Source organism: Candidatus Arcticimaribacter forsetii, assembly GCF_910589745.1.
Taxonomy (GTDB): Bacteria; Bacteroidota; Bacteroidia; order Flavobacteriales; family Flavobacteriaceae; genus Arcticimaribacter; species Arcticimaribacter forsetii.
Window position 1 is genome coordinate 518415 of the sequence record NZ_OU342399.1, and the last position, 15223, is coordinate 533637.

General features: G+C 33.3%; 14 protein-coding genes and 2 tRNA genes. 8 read left to right on the top strand and 8 right to left on the bottom strand.

Annotated features, from left to right (window positions below):
- The 3 genes from NG655_RS02380 to NG655_RS02390 all read left to right on the top strand — a co-directional run bounded on the left by NG655_RS02380 (position 1) and on the right by NG655_RS02390 (position 2528).
- The gene (locus tag NG655_RS02380; protein WP_252157754.1) at positions 1 to 1290 is read left to right on the top strand and encodes a dipeptidase; all 1290 of its coding nucleotides are present in this window, start codon (positions 1 to 3) and stop codon (positions 1288 to 1290) included.
- A 187-nt stretch (positions 1291 to 1477) separates the two neighbouring features.
- Entirely contained in the window at positions 1478 to 1705 is a 228-nt protein-coding gene (locus tag NG655_RS02385) for a hypothetical protein (protein WP_252157755.1), read from the top strand.
- A 34-nt stretch (positions 1706 to 1739) separates the two neighbouring features.
- Positions 1740 to 2528 (top strand): bestrophin family protein, encoded by a 789-nt coding sequence (locus NG655_RS02390; protein ID WP_252157756.1) that lies wholly within the window; start codon positions 1740 to 1742, stop codon positions 2526 to 2528.
- Between the two features lie 5 nt (positions 2529 to 2533).
- Here the strand turns inward: NG655_RS02390 and NG655_RS02395 are convergent, their stop codons facing one another.
- Positions 2534 to 3121, bottom strand: a complete 588-nt coding sequence (locus tag NG655_RS02395; RefSeq protein WP_252157757.1) for a DUF7225 domain-containing protein — start codon at positions 3119 to 3121, stop codon at positions 2534 to 2536.
- A gap of 282 nt (positions 3122 to 3403) precedes the next feature.
- Between NG655_RS02395 and NG655_RS02400 the strand changes: the two genes are divergently transcribed.
- Entirely contained in the window at positions 3404 to 5776 is a 2373-nt protein-coding gene (locus tag NG655_RS02400) for a TonB-dependent receptor (protein ID WP_252157758.1), read from the top strand.
- Here NG655_RS02400 and NG655_RS02405 read toward each other — a convergent pair.
- The 5 genes from NG655_RS02405 to mutS form a co-directional block, all read right to left on the bottom strand.
- Complete coding sequence (locus NG655_RS02405; RefSeq protein WP_252157759.1) at positions 5773 to 6162, bottom strand: lipocalin-like domain-containing protein; 390 nt, start codon at positions 6160 to 6162, stop codon at positions 5773 to 5775. The genes NG655_RS02400 and NG655_RS02405 overlap by 4 nt on opposite strands.
- Positions 6163 to 6233: 71 nt before the next feature.
- On the bottom strand, positions 6234 to 6848 hold the full coding sequence (locus NG655_RS02410) for a hypothetical protein (RefSeq protein WP_252157760.1): 615 nt from the start codon (positions 6846 to 6848) through the stop codon (positions 6234 to 6236).
- Positions 6849 to 7053: 205 nt separating this feature from the next.
- A tRNA-Leu gene (locus NG655_RS02415) sits at positions 7054 to 7138 on the bottom strand.
- A gap of 21 nt (positions 7139 to 7159) precedes the next feature.
- Positions 7160 to 7231, bottom strand: a tRNA-Gly gene (locus NG655_RS02420).
- 69 nt (positions 7232 to 7300) lie between these two features.
- Complete coding sequence (gene mutS, locus NG655_RS02425) at positions 7301 to 9868, bottom strand: DNA mismatch repair protein MutS (protein ID WP_252157761.1); 2568 nt, start codon at positions 9866 to 9868, stop codon at positions 7301 to 7303.
- 115 nt (positions 9869 to 9983) lie between these two features.
- Here mutS and NG655_RS02430 point away from each other — a divergent pair, with 115 nt between their 5' ends.
- Entirely contained in the window at positions 9984 to 10517 is a 534-nt protein-coding gene (locus NG655_RS02430; protein ID WP_252157762.1) for an RNA methyltransferase, read from the top strand.
- 1 nt (position 10518) lies between these two features.
- Here NG655_RS02430 and folK read toward each other — a convergent pair whose 3' ends face one another.
- Positions 10519 to 11013, bottom strand: coding sequence for a 2-amino-4-hydroxy-6-hydroxymethyldihydropteridine diphosphokinase (folK, locus tag NG655_RS02435; RefSeq protein WP_252157763.1), 495 nt, complete (start codon positions 11011 to 11013; stop codon positions 10519 to 10521).
- A 180-nt stretch (positions 11014 to 11193) separates the two neighbouring features.
- On the opposite strand from folK, the gene sppA reads away from it, so the two are divergent.
- Genes sppA through rluF form a run of 3 tightly spaced genes read left to right on the top strand, consistent with a single transcriptional unit; the run spans position 11194 to position 14413 of the window.
- Complete coding sequence (gene sppA / locus NG655_RS02440) at positions 11194 to 12966, top strand: signal peptide peptidase SppA (protein ID WP_252157764.1); 1773 nt, start codon at positions 11194 to 11196, stop codon at positions 12964 to 12966.
- A gap of 3 nt (positions 12967 to 12969) precedes the next feature.
- Positions 12970 to 13680, top strand: a complete 711-nt coding sequence (locus NG655_RS02445; protein ID WP_252157765.1) for a queuosine precursor transporter — start codon at positions 12970 to 12972, stop codon at positions 13678 to 13680.
- A 7-nt stretch (positions 13681 to 13687) separates the two neighbouring features.
- A complete protein-coding gene (rluF, locus tag NG655_RS02450) occupies positions 13688 to 14413 on the top strand; it encodes a 23S rRNA pseudouridine(2604) synthase RluF (protein WP_252157766.1) in 726 nt (241 codons plus the stop codon).
- Here rluF and NG655_RS02455 read toward each other — a convergent pair.
- The gene (locus NG655_RS02455) at positions 14410 to 15183 is read right to left on the bottom strand and encodes a DUF2797 domain-containing protein (RefSeq protein WP_252157767.1); all 774 of its coding nucleotides are present in this window, start codon (positions 15181 to 15183) and stop codon (positions 14410 to 14412) included. The genes rluF and NG655_RS02455 overlap by 4 nt on opposite strands.
- Between the last annotated feature and the right edge of the window lie 40 nt (positions 15184 to 15223).

Below are 15223 nucleotides of genomic sequence, written 5' to 3' on the forward strand. Positions count from 1 at the left end.
ATGCGCGCAATCAATCCTTTAGTGATTTTTTCTTTTTTGGTATTCAGCTGTTCCCAAGAAAAAAAAACGCCACCTTTAACAGCAGAGGAGATTCATAAATCTATAATTACAATCGATACCCACGACGATATCAATGTGGGTAATTTTACAGATTCTCTTAACTACAGTACCGAAACTCAATCACAGGTTCATATTCCAGGTATGGAAGCAGGAGGGTTAGATGTTGCTTGGTTTATTGTTTATACCGGTCAAGGAGATTTAACTCAGGAAGGTTATGCATTAGCAGCATCAAACGCAGATGATAAATTTAATGCAATTCACAGATTAGTTTCAGAATATGCTACCGATCGAATAGAATTAGCATTAACAGCTGCAGACGTTCTTCGTATTTGGAAGAGTGGTAAAAAGATTGCTATGATTGGAGTTGAAAATGGATTTCCAATTGGAGAAGACGTCAATAATGTTGAGGTTTTTTATAATCGTGGCGCCCGCTATATGTCACTTGCACATAATGGACACAGTCAATTATCTGATTCAAATACGGGTGAGAAGGATGGAATTTATCTTCATAATGGGCTTAGCAAACTTGGAAAAGAAGTCATAGATAAAATGAATTATTATGGAATGATGATTGATATTTCTCACCCTTCCAAGGAAGCTATTCGAGAAATGGCTCTTCGATCCAAAGCACCAATTATAGCTTCTCATTCCTCAGCTCGAGCCCTTTGTAATCATTCTAGGAATTTAGATGACGAGCAACTTCAATGGGTAAAACAAAGTGATGGAGTTGTACAAACTGTTGCTTTTAGCTCTTATTTAAATTCAGAAAAGCATAATAATTATAATAAAGCAAAAGATTCTCTTTTAAAAGTTATTGGGGAGAAAAACAACATAGCAGTTTTGGATAAGTATGAAATGAGAGCTTTAGATTTTGATGAATTGCAAACGTATCTCGTACAGCGAAAAAAACTAATGGAATTGGCAGAAAAACAGATGGAAGCTCTCAAAGATAAAGTTCCTCCTGTGTCTGTTAGCGATTTTGTAGATCACATTGATTATATAAAAAATAAAATAGGAATAGATCACGTAGGAATTAGTTCAGATTTTGACGGAGGTGGAGGAATAGAGGGTTGGAGCAACGCTTCAGAATCTTTAAATGTTACAAAAGAACTTGTTAAACGAGGGTATACAAAAGAAGAAATTGAAAAAATTTGGGGTGGAAACTTATTGCGTGTAATGGAACGAGTTGAAGCCGTGGCTGAAGATTTACAAAAACTTCAAGAGGAATAAAGTTAAAATTTCGCTCCCTTTATCTTTAATTTATTAGGTTCTTATATTTATTTCTAGTTTATAACCATTAAGAATATAATTCTTAGAAGGTGCGTAAAAATGCAGTACCCTTGGAACCCTATTTTTAGTTAATAAGCAATAAATTTATATTATAAACGTTTATGTAAATGTTATAAATTAAGTCATTATGATTGACACTATATTATTGATTGTTTTAATTTTTACTGCTTTGATGTTTGTTTTCTTTTGGTACGCTAAATATTCGACCAAGTCAGGATTTGCATTAGATGAAAATAAAAATGATATTCCAGATTCCTGGGAGCGATATTCAGTTGTCTTCAAGCTTAAAAGTTTTATTATTTTATTATTAGGTATTCTTATAGGGTACTTGTTAAGCAATTCTAGTTATCTCTAGAAATTATACAAAACACATAATTTAAATTTAATAAATGAATTCAAAAGCCTTGTTATCTGTATTAAACTATAGAGTCGCTCTGATTTTAATAGAAACCATTCTTATTTATTTTTTGTACAATAAATATCAGATAAATTTGAAGGTTGATTTTACCATAATGAGTATCGCAATTGTATTTCCATTGGTGTTTTCAATCACAAGTGCATATCAAAGAAGACAAGAGTCGATTACGTTATTCTCCGAATTTAGAAATAAGATAATCGATCTGACCAATATATTTTATGCAGTAGATGAAATTAGTAAAAAAGATTACGTTGATTTATTTAATAAACTAGTATTGGTTCAGAAAGAACTAAATGACTATTTAACAAACCCATCCTCTGAAGACGACTTTGATGTGATTAGAGAAAAAAGAAAAGAAGTTTTATTAATCATAGATTCTCATAAAAAACTCTTCAACGAACGTGAGAAAGACAGTTTAATTCGTGTAAAAAATGAGTTGTTTTTATCTGCAGAACAAATCCGCGGAATTAAAATACATGGGACTCCAATCTCATTAAGAAAATATTGCTTAATCTTTATTTACTTTTCACCTTTCCTTTACAATTCCCAACTAGTGGTAACAACTTCAGAGACTGGTTATCAATTAGAATCAATAGTTTCTTTAATGTTTTCTTTAGTTGTAAGTTTTGTACTGATGGCACTGTATAACGTTCAAGATTACATAGAAAACCCATTCGATCAAGAAGGTTTAGATGACCTGAATATAGAGGCTATGAAAGTTAATGAGTGGGAGTCGTTGTACACAGATGACAAGAATTAAGTACCCTACTTAATATCTGTAATAACATAAGTTATGGGTCCAAATTCAAATTGATCTCCAACAACTTTATATTTTAAAAGCTCCCCTAGCACAGAATTAGCATAAAGATTAGAATATCCGTCCTCAAAAAGGATGCGTTCTTCCTTCACTTCTTTGATCATTTTTTTTTGGGTTATTTTTTTGTCAACGGATTCAAAAGTTACTTTGGAATTAAAATCAATAATTTTAACACCGTTAGAATCAGATTCTTTCCAATCTTTAAAGTCTTTGAATCCCCCTTCATAACTTAATTTACCATCGGTCCATGTTCCCATTTTATATGGAATTCCACCTTGTGGATGGTGAATAACCAGCCCGTTATATTCATAGTCTAAGTCCAAAAACTTATAATAACCGCGATTTAACCATTCTAATAAAGGATGAATGTCATTCATTCCTTTATTCCATCTATTGTAAGTATATGCCGCTACATTTTTAACAGAAAAAGAACTTTCATTTTCAATAAAATCTCTTAATTCTGAATGAGAATATATTCCGTTGATTTTGAAGTTAGCATTAAATTTTTCAGATATTTCTTGAGTTGAACTTGCCATAATTATATATAGATGGTTTTATTCTAAAGTTAGATAAATTATTTTTTTAAAATTTAAAATCAATAGAAAATAAAGTTAATTAAAAATCAAATTCACTTTATTGATTATCAGTTAATTAAAATATCTTTAAGACTGTATTTTTAAATTATAGAATTCTTATGAAATGAATGCCCTAAAGAATAACCAACATATTTGTTTTTATAAGTAAATTTTATTGTAACATTTTACAGAATCTAAAGACTAGTGAGTTAGAAGAATTCTTAATCAAATCATTTTAATAAAATGACCAAATCTACTCTTTCGGTATTATTTTTTTGTTTTGTATTTCATTTTACAAATGCTCAAAACACAATTAGCGGTATTGTAAAAGATGCTTTCAACATTCCTGTTCCTTTTGCAAACATAATACTTCACAAAAAAGGGAGTGATGAACTGCCAAAAGGTGTAATATCAAACAGTAATGGAGCTTATATTATAGAAAACATTCCAAATGGAACGTATGAGTTAGAAGTTTCAGTTTTAGGATTTAAAGTAAAGAAATCTGAGGAGTTTGTTGTTTCAAAAGAAACCGTTTTAAATTTTATTTTGGAAGAAGAAGCACAGGCTTTGAATGAAGTTATCGTGAAAAGTAAACGCCCTGTTATAAAACAGACTGCAGAGAAATTAGTAGTCGATCTAGAGAAATCAGAATTGATAAATACGAGTCTTCAAGATGTAATGCGGAAGGTGCCAGGGGTTTTGGTTACAAATAATGGAATATCCATAGCTGGGAACCGAGGTGTTCGAATTCTTATAAATGGTAAAACCACCGAGTATATGGATGTTCAAACTCTGTTACGTGATTTTCCTGCGGACAATATTGCTAAAATTGAAGTTGTAGAACAGCCAGGCGCCGAATATGAGGCTTCTGGATCGGGATCAATCATTAATATTATATTAAAGAAAAATGTACGCTTAGGAACTCATGGTAATGTAAATACTTGGATCGGTGAGGACCAAGGTTTAGAATACGGTACCGGAGCCTCTATTGCTAGCTATAAAAACAAACTTAACTGGCAAGCTAGTTTTAATCAGTCAGAACCAACTTGGCGAGATGATTTGTTTTTAGTCAGAACCGTAGGCGCAGAGACCTATGATCAGACTACTATAGAACCTTACAGTCCAAAAAACTTTAGAATAAGTGGGAATATAGATTATTATTTAAATGAACGCAACATAATCGGAGTAGGCGGTCGATTTAATAATCGAACTTCTAAAAGAGTTGCGTCTAGCAAAACTATTATTTCTGACGCCAGTTCAATAAATACCTTGTTTTCAGAAAACAGTTTTGACATCGAAAGATCCGATTTTAATTTTAATCCTTACTATGAATATAAAACGGAGCGTAATAAATTGATTATTGATTTTAATTACATCGATTTCAGTAGTGACAACACAAATAACTTATATGATGTTTCAGGAAGTACAATTCCTTTTACAAATAGAAGATATATACAAGACGGGAAATTTAATATTAAAACCTACAGATTAGATTATACAAAAACATTTTCTGACAATTTAAAGTTAAGTTTAGGAACTCGATATGCAGATGTAAATACAGATAACGATCTACAGTCGTTTAATGAAAATAGTTTAGGTAGTTTTGATTTTAACGAAAGAGGAAGCAGTCAATTTTTAATTGATGAAACTATATTGGCTTTTTATTCTAAAGTAAATGCTTCTAGAGGAAAATGGGCATTTTCTGGTGGCTTACGCTATGAAGACAGTAATACCGATGGAAATTCTATTTTCTTGGAAAATGGGATTGAAAAATCGGCACTTAAAAAACGACCCATTAAAAAAATATTCCCAAGTGCTTCTATTAGCAGAGAATTAACCGAGGTTTTAGGTGCCAGTGTTTCTTATAGCTATCGGATAAGAAGACCTTCTTACAGTAGTTTAAATTCATTTGCAGAATTTTTAGATCCATTTTCGGCAAGTGAAGGAAACCCAAATTTAACCCCCGCTTACACCAACAAGTATCAGTTTAATCTAACCTATGAAGGACAACCTTTTTTTACAATTGGATACAGCAGTACAGAAGATGCAATATTTGAATTAATTAGGCAAGACAATACCACAGCACAGATTAGACAATTGAATGTAAATGTTGAAGAAAATACCAATTGGAACTTTAGGTTACTTGGACCTTTAGACTTTATAAAAGGAATAGAAGGGTATACCGGTTTTATTTTAATAAATACAGATTACAAATCTGTAGAGTTTGATCTAGACCTGAACCAATGGAATTTATTTTGGTTCCTACAGGCAAACTATCAGTTGCCTCTTGGGATTGATTTTGAGGTGAGCGGGAACTATGGTACAGGAGCTCTCGAGGGTCAAATCGAAGTAGATTGGTTGGCTGAACTAGATATGTCTTTCGGGAAAACATTCTTGGATGATAAACTGAAGGTCAATCTAGGGCTGAGTAAGATTTTGAATCGAGGTTTTATGGGGACTATAAATTACGGAAACGGAACTGCTACTGTAAATAGTAATGGATCCCGACAAAATGTTCAACTTAGGGTATCGTATAGTTTTGGGTCTAAATTTGGAAAAGACAAAACAGAACGAGACGGTGTTGAAGAGGAAAATCGGATTAACGACGAAAATTAACGCTTATAATGTGCTTTCCATTGGTAACCTTCCAATGTTAATCTAGCGTCAGAAAAGTCAACTATGGAAACATTTTTAATATAATTGTTATTATATAGATTTATTTTGTCGTTTTTTAAGTCATAATTAAAATTAATCGATGTCCTAATACAAGGAAATTTATCCATGCTTGATGAAGTCCATTTAACCCTATTTTTATCTGTATCGATCGTAATACGGTCAAACCCCCTACAGTTTGAGTTGTTTTGTCTAACACCATCGATAATGATATAATCGAATTTCCAAACACCATGAAGGCTCGTGTCATCAATTAAAATAGGATCATGGTTTTTTGTACACGAAACAAAAAGGAGTATAAGAATTATACTTAAATAAGAACTTTTCATAAGTAGGATTTTAAGGCTTGGGGCTTTAAAAGTATAATACTTATTTAAGTATACAAAATAATTTGAAAGATTTATTCACCAGCATCTCCACCGCTGGAACCTCCACCATCATTTTCTGCTCCAACTGCCATGCCATATAACATAGCATCACCTGCATCTCCAGAGGGTAGGGTATTTATTTCTATTTGAAACTCATCGATTATAAAAGTTACCTCTTTGGGATTTATGTTTGCTGGTAATTTTGATTCTGATAAGCTTCCAGTAATCCAATTTAAAACTTTAGTCCTTTTTGTCGAAAACAGATATATCTTATTTTCAATCAATGCCATTCTTGGAGATTCATACCATTTAAAATCCATTTTGACCCTGAATTTTTCTTCCCCACTATTGAGTGATAAAGAAACTATTTCTTTGGTTTTGTCAATGTATATGAGAGTTTCTTCAAAGACATGAACAAAGTATAGTATCTTATCTATTGTCCAGAGTAGTTTTCCTGTGTTGAATTCTAATAAACTGGTATAGTATTTTCCCCAATTGCTAGCGGTGGAGATAAACACAAATTCGTTGACTCTTGTAATTCCAGCTATTTTATTTTCAAAAGAAACACTCCATTCTATTTTTTGTGATGCTGTATTTAATCTAAAAACCTTTCTTTTTTCAGCTATTAATATTGAATTTGATTTCATGATAATTTGATGTTTTCTAAATAAAACTTATTAGTTTTAAATTGAAACTAATTTACATTTTTTAAAATAATAATCAAATGCTATGAAGCTGATAAAACGTCTTAAGAAATGATTCTTGATTTTTATCATCTAAATCATTAGTGGTGAAGTAACTATGTTTTTGATGTTTGAAAATAAAAAAACCCTCCGATTAAAGAGGGTTTAGTACTCGAGGCGGGACTTGAACCCGCACGACCGCAATGGTCATTGGATTTTAAGTCCAACGTGTCTACCAATTCCACCACTCGAGCGAATATCTTTTTTGGTAGCAGAGCGAAAGACGGGATTTGAACCCGCGACCCTCACCTTGGCAAGGTGATGCTCTACCCCTGAGCTACTTTCGCAGTAGAGGTGCAAATGTAATATAAAATTCAAGAAAAATTCAAGCTTTTTTTTATAAAAAATATTTTTTTTTATCCTTTTAAACGACGCTTAATATCGTTGAGTTTCATCAAGGCTTCAACTGGTGTCAAAGTATCGATATCTAAGTTTTTAATTTCCTCACGCAGAGCTTCTAAGAGTGGATCGTCTAGGTTTATAAAACTCAGTTGCATATCTTGGGTACTATTTTTTAATGCCTCTTTTCTATCTTCTTCTTGATGCGATTTTTCTAAAAATTTTAATTTTCGCTCTGCAGTTGCCAAAACGGTCTTCGGCATTCCCGCCATTTTGGCGACATGAATACCAAAACTATGTGCACTTCCGCCTGGGGTTAGTTTACGTAGAAACAAAACACTGTCTTTTAATTCTTTTACCGAAACATTAAAATTTTTGATCCGTTCAAAAGTTTGTGTCATTTCATTTAACTCATGGTAGTGTGTCGCAAATAGTGTTTTTGGTTTAGCTGGATGTTGATGTAAATACTCGGCAATTGCCCAAGCAATTGAAATTCCATCGTAGGTGCTAGTTCCTCTTCCGATCTCGTCTAAAAGCACCAAGCTACTGTCTGTAATGTTGTTTAGAATTGCAGCTGATTCGTTCATTTCAACCATAAAGGTTGATTCACCTAAGGATATATTATCGCTTGCACCAACTCGAGTGAATATCTTATCGACAATCCCCATATTTACTTCGTCCGCAGGGACAAAGCTTCCCATTTGAGCCAGAATAACAATTAAAGCCGTTTGACGTAGTAGTGCTGATTTACCGGACATATTTGGTCCGGTAATCATTATTACTTGCTGTTCCTCTCGATTTAGTGAAACATTATTTGTGATGTATTTTTCACCAACTGCCAATTGATTTTCAATGACAGGGTGTCGACCTTCTTTAATATCCAAAGAATTCCCTTCTGTTAGTTTAGGGCAATTATAATTTTGTTTTTGCGCAAGTAGTGTAAAACCAACTAAACAATCTATGGTTGCAATTTGTATAGCATTCTGTTTTAAAACACCCAAGGTGTTTTGAATCTTATTAATAAGTTCAGCATAAAACCCTAGTTCTAAGCTTTGTATACGATCTTGAGCTCCAAGAATCTTAGATTCATATTCTTTAAGTTCCTCTGTAATGTAGCGTTCCGCATTAACTAGAGTTTGTTTCCGAATCCATTCTTCAGGTACTTTATCTTTATGCGTATTTCTTACTTCAATGTAATATCCAAAAACATTATTAAAGGCAATTTTTAAAGAACTAATACCGGTTCGTTCGGTTTCTTGTTCAACCATTTTGTCTAAATGGTCTTTTCCAGATTTGCGAAGATTTCTAAGCTCATCTAATTCCTCTGAAAATCCATCTGCAATAAAATCGCCTTTTGTTGTGCTAACAGGGGCTTCTTCTTTTAAGGTTGAGGTTAAGGTTTCAATTAGTTCATCACAGTTATGAAGTCCAAATCCTAAGTTTTGTAATTTACTATCTGTAGAATCAGATAAATGTTTTTTTAAGGGGATAAGTTCTACTAACGAGTTTTTAAGTTGAATTAATTCACGTGGTGCAACTTTTTGAGTTGCTATTTTCGACATCAAACGTTCAATATCACCGATGTTTTTTAGTCTTAAAACCGCTTCTTCACGAACCTGCTCTTGGTTCATAAAACCCTTAATTGCTTGATGTCGTTCTTGTATTTTTTTAATAGATTTTAATGGAAAACTGACCCATTGTCTCAGCATTCTCCCACCCATTGCGGTCGATGTGAAATCGATGACATCAATAAGCGAAACACCTTCTCTTGAATTAGGATAAAGTAACTCTAAATTCCGGGCAGTGAAGCGATCAATACCAACATAATCTTCCGAACTTATGGCTTGAATTGCATGAATATGTTGTAGTTGTTTGTGCTGAGTTTCGGAAAGGTAGTGTAAGATTACACCTGCAGTAATTGTTCCTGCTTCTAATCCATCAACTCCGAACCCTTTTAAGGTTTTTGTCTGAAAATGTTGGGTTAATAATTCGGTACAAAATTCTTTTTGAAACACCCAGTCTTCCATGTAAAATGCTGCTTGCTGGGTTCCAAAATGTTCGGTAAAGTAATTCTTTTTGGGTTTAGAAATTAAAACTTCGCTGGGGTTAAATTTCTGTAACAACTGATCTATATGATCAACCGAGCCTTCGCTTGTCAGGAAATCTCCGGTTGAAATGTCAAGAAACGAGACTCCCCAATTTTTTTTACCTGGGTGAACTGCAGCGAGGTAATTATTTTTCTTTTGTTCTAAAACATCATCATTTAAAGCGACTCCAGGGGTAACCAATTCAGTTACTCCGCGCTTGACAATAGTTTTGGTCATTTTAGGGTCTTCCAACTGATCACAGATAGCGACTCTACAACCTGCTTTTACTAGTTTAGGTAAGTAGGTGTTGAGAGAATGATGTGGAAATCCCGCTAACTCAATTTCACTACTACTTCCAGCGCCTCTTTTAGTTTGAATGATACCTAATATTTTTGACGCTTTTATGGCGTCAGAACCAAAAGTTTCATAAAAATCACCCACACGAAATAGTAGCAACGCATCAGGGTATTTAGCCTTGATTTGGTTGTATTGCTTCATTAAGGGTGTTTCTTTAGCTGATTTTGCCAAGGGATTTTTTATTTGTAGTTTATGCGAATGTAACCATTATTTGAATTTTATAAAACGCTAATGAATACTTCCTTATTTTTGAACTGTGAAACATAGAAAATTAAAAAACATAGAACTCGGGCGAAAGTCTGTAGAAGAGGTTAGAATAGCGAATAAAACCCCCTTAATTATTATTCTAGATAATATCCGAAGTTTAAATAATATAGGGTCAGTTTTTAGAACATCTGATGCTTTTTTAATCGAAAAAATATATCTCTGTGGTATAACAGCTCAGCCTCCGCATAAAGATATTCAAAAAACTGCTTTGGGAGCAACCGAGTCTGTTGCTTGGGAATATGTAGAACATACCCTAGATCTAATAGATAAACTTAAGAAAGAAGAAGTTTCTATTTGGTCGATTGAACAGGCAGAGCAATCTGTATTTTTAAATCAGTTTAAACCCGATATACATAAGAAATATGCCTTTGTTTTAGGAAATGAAATTAAGGGAGTTGATCAAGAAGTTATAAATGCATCTGATGGGGTGATCGAAATTCCTCAAGACGGAGCGAAACACTCACTCAATATTGCTGTTACCGCTGGAGTTGTTGCATGGGATTTTTATCAAAAAACACGATAACTTATTTTTTTAGTTCATCTCCCCACAGAATTAAATTTGAATTATCTGCACATTCCTGTTGAAGTTTTTCTATTGTTCTGTTCAATATTGGATGATTAACTTTTGCTGCAATATCTGCCAAGGGAGTTAAAACAAACTGACGGATTTCCATTCTGGGATGTGGTATTTGTAAGTGTTCCTCGTTAATAATTTGATCTTTGTATAAAACGATATCCAAATCTATAGAACGGGCTTGATAGCTATCTGATTCTATTCGTTTTCTTCCTAATTTAGTTTCAATAGAAAGTAAAATTTCAATTATTTCAAAAGGGTTCTTTTTGGAATTTACTTGTATGCATGCGTTTAAAAAAGCTTCGCTTTCGAATCCCCAAGCCGGGGTTTCATAAACTCTGGAAATAGACTCCACAGTTCCGACTTCTGCAGCAATTTGATCTACTGCCTTTTGTAGTGTTTCAAATCGATTACCAAGATTACTTCCTAGGCCAATATATACCACCTTCTATTTTTTTATCAAAAAAAGGTAAAAAAAACCAAGGGTGCAACTCTGAATCGGTTTAGTGCAATTGATTTTATATAAAAGGATTTTTAAACATAATTTAATCCTAAAAATGAAGTTGTTAACTCTGATTCTTAAAGTTAGAACACATTAACTTATCTTTGCTAAAAATTAGATCACATGAATTTTCTGCGTACATTTTTTGCATCGTTATTAGGTACCATAACGGCTTTTATTGTGGGAGGTATCCTTTTTTTTATGGTTATTGGTGGAATCGCTAGTGCTGTAGGCTCAGATGAAGGTGCAGGGACTATGATTCAAGATAATAGTATATTGTCTTTGAAGCTAGATTTACCAATTTTAGATAACACTCCCGGAACTGAAGATTTTCAAGTAAGTTTAGGTCTAGATCCAGAAAGTGTGAAACTTATGGATTTAATTACTGCGATTGAATTAGCAAAAACAAATGATAAAATTAAAGGAATTCATTTACGAAGTGACTACTTAATGACTGGATGGTCACAAGTTAAAACAATACGTGATGCCCTTGAGTCTTTTAAATCCAGCGGGAAGTTTGTAACTGCATATGGAGATTTTTATACCCAAATGGGTTATTATCTCGCTTCTGTTTCAGATTCAATTTATGTAAATCCTAATGGGGGAGTTGAGCTGAAAGGATTAGCTTCGGAAGTTTTGTATTACAAGGATTTTGAAGATGAATATGGCTTTAAAATGGAGGTTATCAGACACGGAAAGTACAAGAGTGCTGTTGAACCTTATTTGTCAAATACAATGAGTAAAGACAACCGAGAACAGCTTGGTGTTTTAATTTCTTCACTATGGGAAACTATAAGTTCAGAAATTTCTGAGTCAAGAAACATTTCAGTACAAAGATTAGATGAAATAGCTACAAATTTAGAAGCAAACCTTGTGGAAAATGCTTTTAAAATTGGAGTTATCGATCAGATAAGTTATAAATCTGATTATATAAATATTTTAAAAAGCAGACTAGGTTTAGAGCCTTCTGATCGATTAAAATTGGTTTCGTACGAAGACCTTTTGGCAGGTAATGCTGCACGTATAAAAGGAGTACGCGATCAAATTGCTATTATTTATGCTCAGGGTCCCATTCTTTTTGGTGAAGGAAATGAAACTCAAATTGGAGACAAGAACTTTGTTAAAGCAATCGAAGATGCCGCTAAAAGCAAACGAGTAAAAGCTATTGTGTTACGTGTAGACTCTCCTGGAGGAAGTGCATTAATTTCGGACATTCTCTGGAAAGCATTGGATGAAGCTAAAAAGAAAAAACCACTAGTTGTGTCTATGGGGAATGTTGCTGCATCAGGTGGGTATTATATTGCGTGCGGTGCAGACAAGATTTTTGCAGATCCGATGACCATTACTGGGTCTATAGGTGTTTTCGCAACCCTACCAAATTTTAAAGGATTCGCAGATAATATTGGAATCAATGCCGAGCATGTATTAACCCACAAAAACGCACTTGGTTATAGTCCATTTGAACCTCTTTCAGAAGGGTTCCGTAAGAGTGCTCGGGAGGGAATAGAGTTTGTTTATGAAACCTTCAAACGACGCGTATCTGAAGGTAGAAATATTTCTTTAGAAGATGTAGAAGCCATAGCACAAGGCAGAGTTTGGACAGGAGTACAAGCTAAAGAAAATGGTCTTATCGATGAACTTGGTTCCATAAATGATGCCTTGGATGCTGCGGCTAGTTTGGCAGAAATTGAAGAATTTAATCTAACTTCTTACCCTAAGATAGAAACAGATTTTGATGATATTTTTGGGGTGATGAATCCTTTTTCTAGTATTGAAACTGAAATTAAATCTGCATTACCACAAGAATTTAAAATATTTTTGGAAGCCTCTCAATCTACTGAAAATAAAGAACATAGAATTCAAACAAGAATTCCATATTCTTTGAATATTAAATAACGCATGAATCAAAAAGATAAGGCTCTTGCTGATCAGATTTTTTTATTTTTAGCAGCACTTTTTATTACCTCTTTAGTAGTTTCTAATTTAATTTTTCAAAAATTCTTTTTTTGGTATCCAGTCGATACTTCCATTTTTGGGATCCCTTTATTTGAATTGTCTGTTGGGATTTTGCCTTATCCAATTACTTTTTTAATCACAGATTTAATTTCTGAGATTTTTGGAAAAAAGAAAGCGAACCAAGTGGTTGTAGCAGGAATTTTCGCTTCTTTCTTTTCAATCGGAATCCTTTTAGTTGCTGACGCTGTTCCTGCAATTGCTTATTCGCCAATCAATGATGCTACTTTTAATCAGGTGTTTTCACTTTCCCCACTTGCTGTTCTTGCTTCAATGATTGCCTACTTATTGGCACAATTTGTTGATATTCGAATTTATCATTTTTGGAAAAAAATCACCCAAGGGAAACATCTATGGTTGAGGAATAATTTCTCAACTTTTGCCTCTCAGTTTTTAGATACTTTTACGGTTATTCTTTTACTCTGCTTTTTTGGAGTTTTGTCTTGGGATATGTTTCTGGGATTAGTAGTTTCTGGATTTATATTTAAAGTTCTTGTAGCTGTAATTGACACCCCATTTTTATATCTCTTTGTATATTTAATAAGAAAACGATTCGGATTAAAAATCGGAGAAGAAATTCGTTATGAACTCAAATAAAGTCTAAATGAGCGATCCTGTTAGAATAAATAAATATCTCAGTGAAATTGGTTTTTGCTCCAGGAGAGCAGCTGATAAAATGATTGACCAGGGAAGGATTGCTGTAAATGGCGAAATTATTGGGATGGGAGTAAAAGTAACTCCAGAGGACTTAATTCATGTTGATGGAGAAGTTGTACGTTCAGGTAAAGATAAGCCTGTTTATATTGCTTTTAATAAACCAGTTGGCATTGTTTGTACTACGGATACTCGTGTAGAAAAAGATAACATCATAGATTATATTAATTTCCCTACTCGTATTTTTCCAATTGGCCGTTTAGATAAACCCAGTGAAGGATTAATTTTTTTAACTAATGATGGGGATATAGTAAACAAAATTTTACGTGCTCGAAATCATCATGAAAAAGAATATGTAGTTACTGTAAATCGACCCATTACAGATGACTTTATAAGACAAATGGGTTCAGGAATTCCAATTCTTGATACAGTTACACGACCTTGTGAAGTAAAACAAACACACAAAAAAGAATTTAAAATAATCCTTACCCAAGGTTTAAATAGACAAATTAGAAGAATGTGCGAGTTTCTTGATTATCGAGTTACTTCACTAAAAAGAACTCGAATAATGAATGTGGAGCTAGATGTCCCTAAGGGGAAATGGAGGCATTTAACAGAAGATGAAATGGATGAAATAAATAGACTCGTAGCTGTTTCCTCTAAAACAAATGATTAAACATTTATTTTCAAGTCCACAACGATTCCTTCGTTTGAGCGTACATTAAAGACCGTATCATCTTCAAAAATTAAATATTGACCTTTTACGCCCTTAAGCGTTCCAGTATATGTATTTTCTTTCTTTAGATTTAAACTTTTAACTTTTTCTGGATATTTATTCACCGGGAAATTAATTGTTAAAGGTTCTAGTTGGTCTTTTACAATGTATTGTTTTAATTCTTTAGGGATATTATCTAGCGCTTTATTTCTTTCAGATTCCCAATCGACGGGGTCGACTTCATTTTTAAGCATTTTTCGCCAATTAGTTTTGTCAGAAAAATATTCTTTCAAAGCAACTTCACCAACTCCGGCAAGGTATCGATTAGGAACTTCAAGTATTGGAAGTGCTTGATGAGCCCCCTGATCAATCCATCGAGTAGGGAGTTGTGATTTTCGGGTAACCCCCACTTTAATATGGCTTGAAAGCGCTAAGTAAACTATATGAGGCTGTAATTGAACTTTTTTTTCATAAGATAAATCACGGTCTTCAATGTCTAAATGTGCTTTACTTAATTCGGGTCTCATTATCCAATCCCCTGCACTTGGACTTTCGAAGAAACATTTTTTACAAAAACCTTGTGCAAAAATAATTTCAGTACTACAACAATTTAAGCACTCATAACCAATTAAATCTAATGTTACAGATTGATCCAGGAATTGATGCACAGCAACAAAGTCATTTTTCAATTTAAGATAATATTTTACAGAGTCATTTAGTTCTGTAGTCATTTTTTTAAGTACACCTGAAAACATATAGGAGAATCATTTA